Raw genomic sequence first — 14,284 nt, forward strand, 5'->3', positions numbered from 1 at the left:
ATATTTGTATAACCTGCTGTTATAGCTATATTATTTGCTTTTTCTGAAACAGCATTTAATGTTATATTACTATAATTGGTAGTCAATTTTAAATTACTTTGAATTTCAGCTATCTTTATAGTGAGATAATTTCCGTTTCCTTCTAAATTTGTAACTTTTCCAACCGAAATTTTACCATAATTGCTCTGGTAAGTTAAATTGTTCCCATTCAAAATAGAAACATCAGTATAACTTGAATTTAAATCTAAATTGCTGAAATCAGAGAGAACTAACCCGGAATATTTAGCATTTATGGTTGCGTTTTTAACTGATTCAATACTGGATTTTGAACAATAATCGATTTTTATAGTATTAGAAGAATTATTGAGTTTTCCTAAGGTGATTTTTCCGTATTTGCACACAATGTCTGAACTTCCATTTAAGTCGTGCATCACAATATTACCATATTTATTATCTAATTTTACACTACCGTTTTTTGGTATTTTTACGGTGTAATTGACTTCCATACTGCTACTTTTCCCATAATTATCACTTTTATCAAAAATAGTTTCAGCACTATACAGACTTTTACTACCATTAAAATCAACAGTTATTGAAGCTAGTTTTTGGTCAACCCATTTTTCAGAATCAGCACTAATAGTTACAACCACTTCTATGTCAATTTTGTCTTCATCCCAAGTGATTATCATCAAATTTCCATATTTATTATCAATGGATACTGTAGCATCGGAATTTACCAAAACTGTTTTTTTAATCGTTTTTTGTTTGGTGTATTTTCCATTATGTTCTTTTGCAAAACTTGTACTTGCAATAAACAAGAGTAAGAGTAAGTTAACTAGATTTTTCATTTTGTATTGTATTTTGATGATTAATGATTTCAATTTGTTTGATGATATCTTCTAAAAAGGAAATTCGGGTTTGAAAATTTACAATCATGGCATAAAGTATTTGTTTTGTATCTCCATTTTTTTGAAGTTCTATGATTATTTTTTGATAATCTGATTCAAAAACTTTCATTTGCTTTAACGCGTCAGCAATGATAGGCTCAGTTTCTTTCGTTTGATTTGCTTTTAAAACGGCTAATTCTTTCTCAACAACAGAAGCAAAATAGTCGTGTGTTTCTTTGGTTTGAACAGAAGCATTTTCCCATTGATCGATTGGTTTGTTAGTATATTGATAAAAGGTAATTAAACCGACTGTTAACAATAGAGAAGCGGCAATAGCAAATGATTTCCAATTGTTTTTCTTCTTTTGAACAGGTTGACGATTTAATTTTTCCATAAATCTATCCGCATGTCCAAGATTGGGAAGTTCTGTATCCCATTGGTTGTCTAATCGTTCAAAAATTGATTCGATAGGGTCTTCACTCTTTTTCATTTTTATTTCTTTTCTAATTTTGTTTTTAAACTTTCTTTGGCTCTACTGAAAGTAGTCCTACAATTGGCATAACTGATGTTTAGAATTTCACAAACTTCTTCATAATCATACCCTTCAATCAATATTAAATTTAAAATCAGGCGATAATTCTCTTTTAATTCATTCATAGCAGTATGAATTTCCTTAACTTTTAAAGTTGAATAATCTGAATCATCAGTTTCTTCTTTTTGTTCTATTTTAAAGGCTTTAGTTTCAAAATCATCATGATTATAAAAACTGTTTTTCTTATAAAAATCAATACTGTAATTGATGATAATCCGTTTTAACCAAGCACCAAAAGTTACTTCGTTTTTAAAATCATCTAATTTTAGAAAAGCCCTTAAAAATCCTTCTTGCATTACATCTTCTGCAAAATGCTCATCCTTTACAATTCTGAGTGCAACATTATACATCGCCTTACAATAGCGTTGATACACTTCAAATTGAGCGGTTTGATTTTTTTGCTTGCAGAGCGATAGTAAATGCTCAATATTTTCGTTTGCTAAACTCAATTGATTAACTGGATTTGATTTAAAGACAGCTTGTTTTTTCAAATGTTACAGTTTTGTAAAAATAAAGTTTAAAATCGTTTAGTTGATGAGTACAAATATTTATATTTGAAAAAAATAATTTTTAATCGAATGAAAAAGGTTAACCTTCTTATAGTATCTCTCTTTATTATTACTTCATCACTATTTTCGTGTTCAAGTGAATTTGAACCGATTGATCCGGCCGTCCAATTTCCTGATGACAATAATGATGAGGATAACGACAATGGAATTTCTACCGGAAATTATTGGCCTATGGCAGTTAATAACCAATGGGTTTTTAATGAAAATGGATTGCCTCAAGAACCAATGAAAATTATAAGTACACAACTGATAGACGATAATACATATTACAAATACAATAATTTTGTGGGAACGTCAACAAATGGAGCTCCTTTTTCAGGAACAGTTATGTCCAGAAAAATGAATGGTGTATACTATTATCGTGCGGAAGTTATTATTCCGGGTACACCAACAATTACAGTTTCACCTTTAGAAATTATTGTTTTAAAAGACTTTTTAGAAGTGGATGAAACTTGGACTCAAAGTTTAACTCAAACAACCACCGTTGAAGGTTCAGCACCTGTAACAACTTCCGTCCAAATTGAAGGAAAAATTCTAGAACGAGAAGCAAGTTTGACAATTGGTTCTGTAACTTATACAGATATTATTAGAGTTGAACTAATTCAAACAACACAAGGCATAATCAATAAAAATTATTATTGGTTTGCAAAAGACATTGGATTGGTAAAATACCGCAATGTTTTAGATGGCACAAATACTATTAGCGAACTTCAATCGTATACGCTTAATTAATTTTACTTAAATAGTATATCCGTTCTTTTCATAAAAACAGAGCGGTTTTATGGCATGCATTTTGTCTATTCAAACCGGCCAGGATGCATTTCATCGTTTTTGTAGGTTTTTATTACCTGCAAATCAATCAGATGACTTATATTTGTTAGCCTTAGACGTAAAAAAATAACTGACAACTTGACTAAAAACATTATATGTCAAATCACAATATCTTAACACTTGACAAATTGTCACTACACGATTTCGATACAGAAGCCGATTTAATACCGTTATTAACACCGGAAGATGAAGAGGAAATGGCAAACGAAGAGTTGCCAAATTCGTTAGCAATCTTACCACTAAGAAACACGGTTCTTTTTCCTGGTGTTGTAATTCCAATTACTGCAGGTCGAGACAAGTCCATTAAGTTAATCAATGATGCAAATGCAACCGGAAAAGTAATCGGGGTAGTGGCTCAAAAAGACGAAGATGTCGAAGATCCAAAACGAGATGATATTCATTCTATTGGAACTGTAGCTCAAATTTTGAGGGTTCTAAAAATGCCTGATGGTAACATAACGGTTATTCTTCAAGGAAAAAAACGATTTGAAATCACAAAAGTAATTTCTGAAGAACCTTATCTAAATGCATTAGTTAAAGAAGTACCCGAAAAAAGACCGAGTAAAACGGATACAGAGTTTGGAGCCATCATTGAGTCAATCAAAGAAATGGCTATTAGAATAATAAAAGAAAGTCCAAACATACCAACAGAAGCTACTTTTGCTATTAAAAATATTGAAAGCCAATCATTTTTAATAAATTTTGTTTCCTCTAATATGAATTTAGATGTAAAAGAGAAGCAAAGTTTGTTAATGATGAATATATTAAAAGAGCGTGCTTTAACGACCTTGCGATATATGAATACGGAGTTACAAAAGTTAGAGTTGCGAAATGATATTCAATCAAAAGTTAGAGTTGATTTAGACCAACAACAACGGGAGTATTTCTTGCATCAACAAATGAAAACCATCCAAGAAGAATTAGGAGGTGTTTCGTATGATCAAGAAATTGATGAAATGCGTGCTAAAGCAAAAAGCAAGAAATGGGACGAGAAAACAGAGAAACATTTTGAAAAAGAAATTTCTAAATTACAGCGAACTAATCCTCAATCACCTGATTTTGGCATACTTCGTAATTATTTAGAGCTCTTCTTAGAATTGCCTTGGAATCATTTTTCGAAAGATATTTTTGATTTAAAGAGAGCTCAAAAAATATTAGACAAAGACCATTTTGGATTGGAAGATGTCAAAAAACGCATCATAGAACATTTAGCCGTTTTAAAATTGCGAAATGATATGAAATCACCGATTCTATGTTTAACCGGTCCTCCTGGAGTAGGAAAAACGTCTATCGGAAAATCAATTGCCAAAGCTTTAGGTCGTGAATACGTTCGTATGTCTTTGGGTGGATTAAGAGATGAAGCTGAAATTCGCGGACATCGTAAAACTTATATAGGAGCGATGCCGGGACGAATATTGCAAAGTATTAAAAAAGCAGGAACATCAAATCCGGTTTTTGTGTTAGATGAAATAGATAAATTATCTGTCAGCCATTCCGGTGATCCATCTTCTGCTTTATTAGAAGTTTTGGACCCTGAACAAAACAGTGAATTCTATGACAACTTTTTAGAAATGGGTTATGATTTGTCTAAAGTCATGTTTATCGCAACATCCAATACGATGTCTACCATTCAACCTGCCTTGCAAGATAGGATGGAAGTTATCAAAATGACCGGCTATACAATTGAAGAAAAAGTTGAAATTGCCCGTCAACATTTATTTCCAAAACAATTAAAAGAACATGGTTTAACGGCAAAACATTTAACCATTGGAAAACGTCAATTAGAGAAAATAATAGAAGGCTATACCCGAGAATCCGGTGTAAGAGCTTTAGAACAAAAATTAGCTCAAGTTATTCGAAATGCAGCCAAATCGGTAGCCATGGAGGAAGAATATAACATTAAAGTGACCGACGAAGACATTATCAAAACGCTTGGAGCTCCGCGTTTGGAAAGAGATAAATCGGAAGGTAATGAAGTAGCCGGAGTAGTTACCGGATTAGCATGGACAAGTGTAGGAGGAGATATACTATTTATTGAGTCGCTGATTTCCAAAGGAAAAGGAACTTTAACCTTAACCGGAAATTTAGGTACGGTAATGAAAGAATCAGCTACTATTGCTATGGAATATATCAAATCGAATGAAGATATGTTTGGAATTTCCCAGCAAGTGCTACAAAACTATAATATTCACATTCACGTTCCGGAAGGAGCCACACCTAAAGATGGACCCAGTGCAGGTATTGCCATGTTGACATCTTTGGTTTCTGTCTTAACTCAAAAAAGAATTAAAAAGAGTTTAGCAATGACAGGTGAAATTACCTTGAGAGGAAAAGTACTTCCGGTTGGTGGAATTAAAGAAAAGATATTAGCGGCTAAAAGAGCTAATATTAAAGAAATTATTCTTTGTGCTGATAACAAAAGTGATATTGATGAAATAAAACCGGAATATTTAGAAGGATTGACTTTTCATTATGTAAAGGAAATGAGTGAGGTTATTGCAATAGCCATCACCAATCAAAAAGTAAAAAACGCAAAAAAATTATAACTAAATTTTGTTTCAATATAAGTTGGTGTCAAAAAGCACCAACTTTTTTATTGATTTTAATTTCATTAAAAATTACTGAACAAAAAATAATATCTTCGCATTGTCGTTATCATTTAGCTAACTGAGTTCCTTTCTAATGTTTAAAAACTTTTTAACACTACTATTTGTTCTTTTTTGTTCTGTAAGTTACAGCCAAATTGGTGGACAATCAGTTTATCAGTTTTTGAACCTCGTCACTTCACCACGACAAGCTGCATTGGGCGGTAAAGTAATTACTAATTTTGATTACGATGTCAACGCAGCTCTTTTCAATCCGGCAAGTATCAATCAAGAAATGCATAATCATCTTTCAGTAAATTATGCAAATTATTATGGAGAAGTTACTTACGGAACAGCCTCATATGCTTATACCTATGATCGTCATGTGCAAACTTTTCATGCCGGTGTGAATTATGTGAATTATGGTAATTTTGAAGGAAGAGATGAAAGTGGTGCCTTAACTTCCGACTTTACAGGTAGTGAAGTTGCTTTATCTTTCGGCTATTCCTATAATATTCCTTTTAGTGATTTTTATATAGGTGCAAATGCAAAATTGATTACCTCTACGTTGGAAAGTTATAATTCATTTGGAGGAGCCATTGATGTTGGAGCTTTGTATATTGATGAAGATAATGACATTAATTATGCATTAGTTGTTAGAAATTTTGGGACTCAATTTACAACTTATGCCGGAACTCAAGAAAAATTACCGTTTGAAATTATTGCCGGTATTTCTCAAAGTGTTGAAAATGTTCCTATTCGATGGCATATTACATTAGAAAATTTACAGCAATGGAATGTTTCTTTTTCAAATCCGGCACGAACGCAAGGATCATTAGATGGCGGTAGTGAGGAAGAAAAGGTATCGGTTTTTAATAATGCTTTACGACATTTGATATTAGGAGCAGAATTTTTTCCCGGAAAACCGTTTAATATTCGAGTGGGATATAATTTCAGAAGAAGTGAAGAGCTTCGCATTGATGATAAACGTCATTTTTCCGGAATTTCAGCCGGTTTCAGTTTGCGATTTAACCGAATTCGTTTTGATTATTCCTATTCCCGATATACTATAGCAGCCAATACAAGTTTGTTTGGTTTAACCTTAAATTTGCAGTAGGATAATAATTGAAAAAGAGTAAATAAAAAGGATAATTTTGTTACTCAGAAACTCAAAATATGAACAACATTACTATCGCCATAGACGGATTTTCATCCACCGGGAAAAGTACCTTAGCCAAGCAATTAGCGAAACATTTAGGTTATGTTTATGTTGATTCTGGGGCAATGTATCGTGCCGTAACTTACTTTGCGATGCAAAATAAGTTGGTTTCAGAAAATTATTTAGATAAAGAAGGATTAATTAAAAAATTACCTGAAATAAAACTTCATTTTCAATTTAATCCTGATTTAGGATTTGCAGAAATGTATATGAATGATGTAAATATTGAAAATGAAATTCGTACCATTGAAGTTTCCCGTTTAGTAAGTAAAATAGCCGAAATTTCAGAAGTAAGAGCTAAATTAGTTGAGCAACAACAGGCAATGGGCAAAAATAAAGCGGTTGTAATGGACGGACGTGATATTGGTACTGTCGTTTTTCCGGATGCGGAACTGAAATTATTTATGACAGCCAGTGCTCATACCAGAGCAAAGCGAAGACACGATGAATTGATAGAAAAAGGGCAGCATGTTTCTTATGAAGATGTTTTGCAAAATGTTCAAGAAAGAGATTACATTGATACCCACCGTGATGATTCTCCTTTAGTAAAAGCTCATGATGCCATTGAAATAGATAATTCTACCTTAACCAAAAAAGAACAATTTGATTTGGTGTTGGATTTAATCTATAAGTTTTACTATTAAGTTCATTAGTTTTATTGATAGAATAATCATTACTTTCCATTTTATGGGTTATGATTTTCATTATTCAATTTGTATTTTTGAGCAACAAAAAATTGAATCATGAAAATCGTTATATCGCCAGCTAAATCATTGGATTTTGAAAGACCGCTGCCTACACTGAAATCCACCACTTCCTGTTTTTTAAAAGAAGCGAATGTTATTCACAAACAGTTGAAAAAGCAAAAGCCAAAACAATTGATGGAATTGATGGACATTTCGGATAAATTGGCTGATTTGAATTGGCAACGCAACCAAGAACGCGATTTAGACCATTTCACACCCGAAAATTCTCGTCAAGCTATTTATGCGTTTAACGGAGATGTTTACATTGGATTGGATATTAAAACATTACCAATTGAAAAAATAGATGTTTTACAAGACAAACTCCGCATTCTTTCCGGATTGTATGGTTTGTTGAAACCAATGGATTTAATACAACCGTATCGATTGGAAATGGGAACTAAATTTCCCATTGGGAAAAACAAGAACTTATATGAATTTTGGAAAACTAAAATCACCAAAGAAATCAATAATGAATTAACAAAAGACGAACTTTTTATCAATTTAGCCAGCAACGAATATTTTGATGCAGTAGATGTGAAAGCTTTAAAAGTTCCCGTCATTACTCCCGAATTCAAAGACTACAAAGACGGCAAATTAAAAATGATTAGCTTTTTTGCCAAAAAGGCGAGAGGCATGATGGTGCGATACATCATTGACACAAATGCCGAAACGATTGACGATTTGAAAGGTTTTAATTATGAAGGTTATGCGTTTGATGGGAATTTGAGTAAGGGGAATCGGTTGGTGTTTACGAGGTAGTTTTGTTTCAGGTTTCAAGTTTCAGGTTTCAGGTTGTTGTATTCTAATAAATTTTTCAGATGAAAATTACTATTTATATTATGTTTATCATACTTCTGATATCATGTTCCAATTATAGAGAATATAAACCTGTATTTTTTGACGGCAATGAATTAATTGAAAAACCAAGCTCTTTAAATCAAGAACAAACCAAAAATTTAATTGAGGTGCTGAATTATTACAAAGTTGATTACAAATTAATTGATGGTAAAATTCATTTGCGAAACAATCTTGACAAAGAATTAATTTGGAATTATACAACCAAGGCAAATGATTCATTATGGTTGCTGAATCATTAAGTTGAATATTAAATCGTCTTTATTCTTTCACCTCCAACACATACCCAATTCCATGCACATTCGTTAATTTAATGGAGTCATCTTCACTCAATTTTTTTCGCAATTTAGAAACGTACGTATCTAAGCTTCTCCCCACAAAAACGCCGTGATCTTCCCACACTTTTTTGGAAAGTTCTTCCCGTTTGATGATTTTATTCGGGTTGGCCACAAAAAGTGTCAAAAGTTCCACTTCTTTTTTGGAAAGACTGATTTCTAGGGCTTTCACCATTAATTTATTTTCATCGGGATAGAATTGAAACTTGCCAAGTGAGATTCCATTTTCATTAGTTGGATCAAATTGGATACTATTTTTTCGTTTAGGAAAAAATAGAAATGCTGCAATTATACCTAATGACAAAAGCACGATCCAAATGATTTTATTACTAGAAGTTGTTGTTTTTTCTAAAAAGCGTACTTCAATCGTATAACATTTTTGTGGCATGTTTCGTCCTCCACAAGGAATGATATCTTTTTCAACGTTGGCATTTTTTAGAAAACTATACGCCACTTCAAAGTCTTTGCATTGCTTCACTTCAAGTTGATAATGGGAGGGAAGGTTGGCTTTTTGAAAACTTTGTTGAACAATTGTTACCAAAGTGTCCGGGTAAATGGTCAGTTCTTTTTCAAAGGAAAGTTGGTATTTTGATTTTTCTACTTGATGAACCGGTAATATTAGTGAGGTGCTGTCTTGATCAGCCAGCAATAATTTATTTCCCACATCACGCAATGCTATTTTAACTAATTCAGAAAAAGTTTCGTTTTTTTTATCAGGAATTAATAGCATGATGACAGCAAAAATTGCGAAGCAAAGACTACCGTAGAAATAAATTTTTCGTTGATTCATAAGTCCTGCAAATAACAAACAATTTTGTGATTTTTTAAAACAGTTGACACTTCTTTTACATATTTTTTGCATTTTGAAGAATTGTTTAGGCTAGTTTTACATGGTATTCAAAGGATATTCGTTTACTATCGGTACAAATTCATAAATATTAATACTCCAATGCATGATAAAAAGTAGCACCATTTGTTTCCTGATTTTAATTCTATGTTTGCTTTTTGCTTGCGGAAGAAATTCCACATCAACCACTTCAGTAAATCAATCACAAGAAAATGTTTTACAAAATAAAAAGAAATCCATTGTAGAAAAGTTAAGGGCAAATAATCATTTACCCGTAAATGATAGAATTGCACTCTATTATCAATTGAAGAATGACCAATTTGAATTGTATGAATTTGGCAATGAAACAGAGTTGACCTTATACGGTTACAGTTTTTTATGGGAAAACAAAATAGACGATGCTCTTGCCATTTTTAAACTCATTGTGGATGAATTTCCTTCTTCTGCCAATGCTTATGACAGTCTGGGAGAGGCATATCTTCAAGCAAAGGACAGTATAAAAGCACTTCTAAATTATGAAAAGTCATTCCAAATGAACCCTGATAATTTTTATGCGGAAGATGTTATTCAACAAATTAAATATCCGTCGATTCAACCGATTTCAAGAGTAGAAAAATTTTCAAAGGTCTATTCTAAAAAAGAGTATTGGGATGATTTGGATCAACTGGGACAAAAATTAACCACCATTCATCCGCATCCATTTAAATTTATTTCAAAGGAGAATTTTTTTAAAAACATTGAATCCAAAAAGTTATTGATTACCGAAAAAACAACTTATGCTGTATTTGCTTGGCATTGCAACGCAATTATTGCAAGTATTGGGTGTTCGCACACGACTTCTTCAACCATGCAAAATGAATACCATGAATTTGGAATCGTTCCGTTAGAGAAAACATTTCCACTCCGAGTGAGGTTTATCGAAGGTAAGTTGTTTGTGGTTGACCCGATGAATAATGTAGATCAAGTAAAAGTTAAAGATGAAATTTTAAGTATTAATGGAGTTGAAACGGCAGAACTTATAGCAGCTATTTATGAGCACATTGCCGCACAAGCGAATATTCAAACGTACAAACGGCAAAAATTTAATACACATTTTGCTTTGATGATTCCTTATGAGTTAGGTTTTCCGGAAACCTTTGTCGTGCAATTAAAAGGAAACACCCAATCCATTACCTTGAAACGTCCGGAAAATTTCGCATCGGAGAGGGATGACCTTTCTTTGAATACTTGTTCTGACAATTTGTGCTTTGAAATTATTGATACAAACACCGCTGTTCTTACCATAGCTTCATTTAATTATTATGATTTTAATGACCAGCATCTGGTATTCAATGCTTTCTTAGACAAAAGTTTTCAAGAATTGCACCAAAAGAAAATCAAAAATTTAATCATTGATGTTAGGTACAATGGGGGTGGTTCTCAGTATCCGAGTATTTACTTGCTTCAGCATCTTCTTGATACCTCATTTACCTATTATTCCAAAATAGAATCGGAAGGAAAACCACAAAAGTCTTATGGAGTAGAAGTTTTTTATCCACATAAAAATCGTTTTAAAGGGAACGTCTATTTTCTTATCGATGGAAAAGGAAATTCGACCACCGGTCATTTCATGAGTTTAGTGAAAGCACATCATTTTGGAACAATAATAGGAGAAGAGTTGGGTTCAAATCAATTTTGTACCGCAGGGCAAACACTCTTTCGATTGAAAAACACAAAATTTGTAGTCTCTTCAGCTAATAATACACACATTTCTTCAGCAACAGCATTGAAGGATAACCAAGGAATTTTACCGGATATTTATGTTTCGCAAAGTATTGATGATTATTTAAATAAAAACGACATTGTGAAGAAACATGCGTTGCAACTAATAAAAAATAGTAAGTAACTGTGATAATAAGCTTTTTAGACTATTAACCAACAGCTTAAATCAAGCAATTTTGTGATTTTTTAAAACAGTTGACACTTCTTTTACATTTTTTTTGCATTTTACACAATTGATTGGGCTAGTTTTACATCAAGTTTGTTCGGATTGATGAACTAAATCTTACACACTCCTTAATAATAAGAAATAACAATGAAATACATTCTACTAACTATTTTTAAAACAAAAGCAATTTTTCTTTCGCTATTATGTTCGTTATGTATGACATCGTGTGCCGGACAAATTGAAAAAAATGCTACACCATTAAAATTTATACCGGAACAAACGAAAGTACATGCTGATAGTTTCAGTGTAAAAGCAGAAACTTTACCCGAGTTTAGAGTGGACGTACATGACCAAGATTATCAAGGAAACCAAATCAGTGGCGTGGTTCGTACTGTTTTTCAAGATAGTAAAGGAAACTTTTGGTTCGGGACACAAAGTGGACTCTGTCGAAAGGACAAAAATGGACTTGTTTATTTTGATCTTAAAAACCGCATTGGAGAAGGAGTAACAATTCATGTTATTCTTGAAGACAAAACGGGTGCGATTTGGATTGGTTATGGCGGAGGAATTGCTAAATATGACGGAACGTATTTTACTAATTATCATGAAAAAGAAATTCTTACTAAAGGCGGACTTTGGAGTATGCTAATGGATTCAAAAGGAACACTTTGGATTGGAACTACACAAGGTGTCTTTACTTTTGATGGCAAAGCATTTACACCGTTTGAAATTCCGGAAGGAAAAGTAAATCCAAACTTTGGAGTTAGCACTTCCAAAATGATACACTCCATTACTGAAGACAGTAAAGGCAATATGTGGTTTGCTACGAATGGCGGAGCGTATAGGTTTGATGGAAATACATTAACGAACATTTCAGCTAAAGACCAATCGTTATCCAATTTTGTGAATCAAATTATTGAACGAGCAGATGGAACGTATTGGATATCCACCGTAAACGGACTTTTTCTCTACGATGGGACTACGTTTCAAAGCATCACTGAAAAATTATTGGGTAAGGATGAAGGAGTAGGCTGCATTTTTGGAGACAAAACCGGTACGATTTGGTTTACTGCGAATAAGCGTGATATCTACAGTTACAACGGTGAAACATTCAATAAAATACAAATTAAAGAAGGTAATTTTAGGCCTTTTCCTTTTCAAATTTATCAAGACCAACTAGAGCGACTTTGGTTTGTAGGTTTTAAAGGAGCTTATCGTTTGGAAAACAATGCCTTTGTGAATGTTACTAGAAATGGACCGTGGTAATGGTAAAAAACAATTTATTATAAATCTTTAAAATCATCAATCATGAACAACAGTTTCTTTTATGGAGTTTTACTCCTTTCATTCAATTACAATTGTGCGAAGGTAAACTCACAAGACATGGCTCAAAACACCAAAGCGGTTGACAGCGTATATGTTGGTCCCACTCATTTTAGCGATGATTTGGTGCGAGAAGATTCCCTTTACACCGCGATTATTCGCATAGACAAACAAAGCAATAAGGAACATTTACTTTCCATTCAAATGAATTTAAAAAAGAATGGCTATTTTGTTTCGCCTACAGAAAGTGGAGCTTTTACGGGAAAATTTACAATTGTACTTACTGAACCGGAACATTTACAAACCAATGGAGCAATTGTCGAAACACCCTTATCAAAGGTGGATGAAAACGAAGGTTTTGTAAAATTGGTTCGAGAAAACACACACTACAAACAATCGTTAAAAGTCCTTTCAAACGAAAATTTTGAAGTCTATGGTTATATTCAATTTACGATTGAACCCCGATGTTCATTGGAAAAAATTCCTTTTATTCTTTCGTATGTGGATGGAAAGTTGAGTGTGAAGATGGATGGGTGTTAACAATTATCAATCTTAGTTGTCAGTAGTTTTAAGATATTAATTAAATCAATAAATATCATGAAAAAAATCATTTCTATAGTCATCTTAACCTTGGTAGTAGTTGGTGGACTGGTGTTTAGCTTCACTCAGTTCAACAACGACAAGATTGCCAGTAATGAAATTAAAACGGAGACTTCTAAAAAGTCAAAACAAAAGCCACTTTCAGCGGAAGAAAGTAAAGCGGAATTAAAAAAATGGGAGGCAAGTCCTGATGGTATTCATTTCAAAAATTGGGAAGCGTCACCCGATGGTAAAAAAGTAGATGCCGCTGTTGCTAAAATAAGTAAGTCGGTTAAGGATTTTACCAATATGCAGGCAGTTGTGACCTCACTTTCTCTTCCGCCAGGCTCTAAATTAGGTTTTGGTATGATGGTAAAGATTGATGATGAAGATTATATCCTCTCTTTTGGGATAGAACAGCCCGGCAAGAATATCATGAATTTTAAAAGTGAATTTGACGAATTACGTAGCCTGAAAGTGAACGACAAAATAATGATAAGAAGCCGTAACATCTCAAAAGCTCCTAAGTATGCCTATCCAATAATAGCAGGCGATTATGTGGAACGAGAGGGTGAAATTATTTATAAAAAGACGCCTAGGAAGGGTGGGTGTTAAGAAAATAAATTATGAAATGTAGTTAGAAGTGTATTCTTTTTATAAGTATATAAATTGTTGATTTTATTTGTGGGTACGAGCGAGACGCTCGCACGATCGGGGGAATATTTTTATTGTTCACTTTTTGTATTTTTTTAATAGATAAATGACGTCGATGAAATAGTCATCGTTATTTGTTCTAAAAGTTATTTTATTATGAAGATTGTTTTCATCAATAAATCTAATTGAAATTGAATGAGAAGAATCTAGCATTGATTTGGAACTGAATTTAAATGATTTTACTGAATTTGTTGTAGTAGAAAAGATGTTCGGTTTGCCTTAGTAGAAATTCTTTTGATATTGAATATTTATTGATTCATTTTCAATTAGGATTT

14 protein-coding genes are annotated in these 14,284 nt (G+C 32.8%); 10 read left to right on the forward strand and 4 right to left on the reverse strand.

Features of this window, described 5'->3' with window-relative positions:
• From C0512_RS08660 to C0512_RS08670, 3 genes are all read right to left on the reverse strand, one after another.
• Window positions 1–848, reverse strand: an 848-nt coding sequence (locus tag C0512_RS08660) for a hypothetical protein (protein WP_290860625.1), incomplete at its 3' end; no start/stop codon positions are given.
• Entirely contained in the window at window positions 832–1,377 is a 546-nt protein-coding gene (locus tag C0512_RS08665; RefSeq protein WP_290860627.1) for an anti-sigma factor, read from the reverse strand. The genes C0512_RS08660 and C0512_RS08665, both read right to left, overlap by 17 nt.
• Window positions 1,378–1,379: 2 nt before the next feature.
• Window positions 1,380–1,970, reverse strand: coding sequence for an RNA polymerase sigma factor (locus tag C0512_RS08670; protein ID WP_367160759.1), 591 nt, complete (start codon window positions 1,968–1,970; stop codon window positions 1,380–1,382).
• Between the two features lie 87 nt (window positions 1,971–2,057).
• On the opposite strand from C0512_RS08670, the gene C0512_RS08675 reads away from it, so the two are divergent.
• From C0512_RS08675 to C0512_RS08700, 6 genes are all read left to right on the forward strand, one after another.
• The gene (locus C0512_RS08675) at window positions 2,058–2,780 is read left to right on the forward strand and encodes a hypothetical protein (protein ID WP_290860628.1); all 723 of its coding nucleotides are present in this window, start codon (window positions 2,058–2,060) and stop codon (window positions 2,778–2,780) included.
• 194 nt (window positions 2,781–2,974) lie between these two features.
• Complete coding sequence (lon, locus tag C0512_RS08680) at window positions 2,975–5,425, forward strand: endopeptidase La (protein ID WP_290860629.1); 2,451 nt, start codon at window positions 2,975–2,977, stop codon at window positions 5,423–5,425.
• A 136-nt stretch (window positions 5,426–5,561) separates the two neighbouring features.
• The gene (gene porQ / locus C0512_RS08685; RefSeq protein ID WP_290860630.1) at window positions 5,562–6,581 is read left to right on the forward strand and encodes a type IX secretion system protein PorQ; all 1,020 of its coding nucleotides are present in this window, start codon (window positions 5,562–5,564) and stop codon (window positions 6,579–6,581) included.
• 59 nt (window positions 6,582–6,640) lie between these two features.
• Entirely contained in the window at window positions 6,641–7,327 is a 687-nt protein-coding gene (gene cmk, locus C0512_RS08690) for a (d)CMP kinase (RefSeq protein ID WP_290860631.1), read from the forward strand.
• A 99-nt stretch (window positions 7,328–7,426) separates the two neighbouring features.
• Window positions 7,427–8,188 (forward strand): peroxide stress protein YaaA, encoded by a 762-nt coding sequence (gene yaaA / locus C0512_RS08695; RefSeq protein ID WP_290860632.1) that lies wholly within the window; start codon window positions 7,427–7,429, stop codon window positions 8,186–8,188.
• Between the two features lie 59 nt (window positions 8,189–8,247).
• The gene (locus C0512_RS08700) at window positions 8,248–8,526 is read left to right on the forward strand and encodes a hypothetical protein (protein WP_290860634.1); all 279 of its coding nucleotides are present in this window, start codon (window positions 8,248–8,250) and stop codon (window positions 8,524–8,526) included.
• Window positions 8,527–8,545: 19 nt separating this feature from the next.
• On the opposite strand, the gene C0512_RS08705 is transcribed toward C0512_RS08700, so the two are convergent.
• Window positions 8,546–9,481 (reverse strand): winged helix-turn-helix domain-containing protein, encoded by a 936-nt coding sequence (locus C0512_RS08705; RefSeq protein WP_290860636.1) that lies wholly within the window; start codon window positions 9,479–9,481, stop codon window positions 8,546–8,548.
• Between the two features lie 91 nt (window positions 9,482–9,572).
• Here C0512_RS08705 and C0512_RS08710 point away from each other — a divergent pair, with 91 nt between their 5' ends.
• The 4 genes from C0512_RS08710 to C0512_RS08725 all read left to right on the forward strand — a co-directional run bounded on the left by C0512_RS08710 (window position 9,573) and on the right by C0512_RS08725 (window position 13,910).
• The gene (locus tag C0512_RS08710; RefSeq protein WP_290860638.1) at window positions 9,573–11,351 is read left to right on the forward strand and encodes a S41 family peptidase; all 1,779 of its coding nucleotides are present in this window, start codon (window positions 9,573–9,575) and stop codon (window positions 11,349–11,351) included.
• Between the two features lie 189 nt (window positions 11,352–11,540).
• A complete protein-coding gene (locus C0512_RS08715) occupies window positions 11,541–12,659 on the forward strand; it encodes a two-component regulator propeller domain-containing protein (protein WP_290860640.1) in 1,119 nt (372 codons plus the stop codon).
• A gap of 42 nt (window positions 12,660–12,701) precedes the next feature.
• Window positions 12,702–13,256 carry a hypothetical protein gene (locus C0512_RS08720; protein WP_290860642.1) on the forward strand — a complete coding sequence of 185 codons (555 nt, stop codon included), beginning with the start codon at window positions 12,702–12,704 and terminating at the stop codon, window positions 13,254–13,256.
• A gap of 57 nt (window positions 13,257–13,313) precedes the next feature.
• Window positions 13,314–13,910, forward strand: coding sequence for a hypothetical protein (locus C0512_RS08725; RefSeq protein WP_290860644.1), 597 nt, complete (start codon window positions 13,314–13,316; stop codon window positions 13,908–13,910).
• The last annotated feature ends 374 nt before the right edge of the window (window positions 13,911–14,284 follow it).

This window comes from Flavobacterium sp. (assembly GCF_013822155.1).
In the GTDB taxonomy this organism is placed as follows: domain Bacteria; phylum Bacteroidota; class Bacteroidia; order Flavobacteriales; family Flavobacteriaceae; genus Flavobacterium.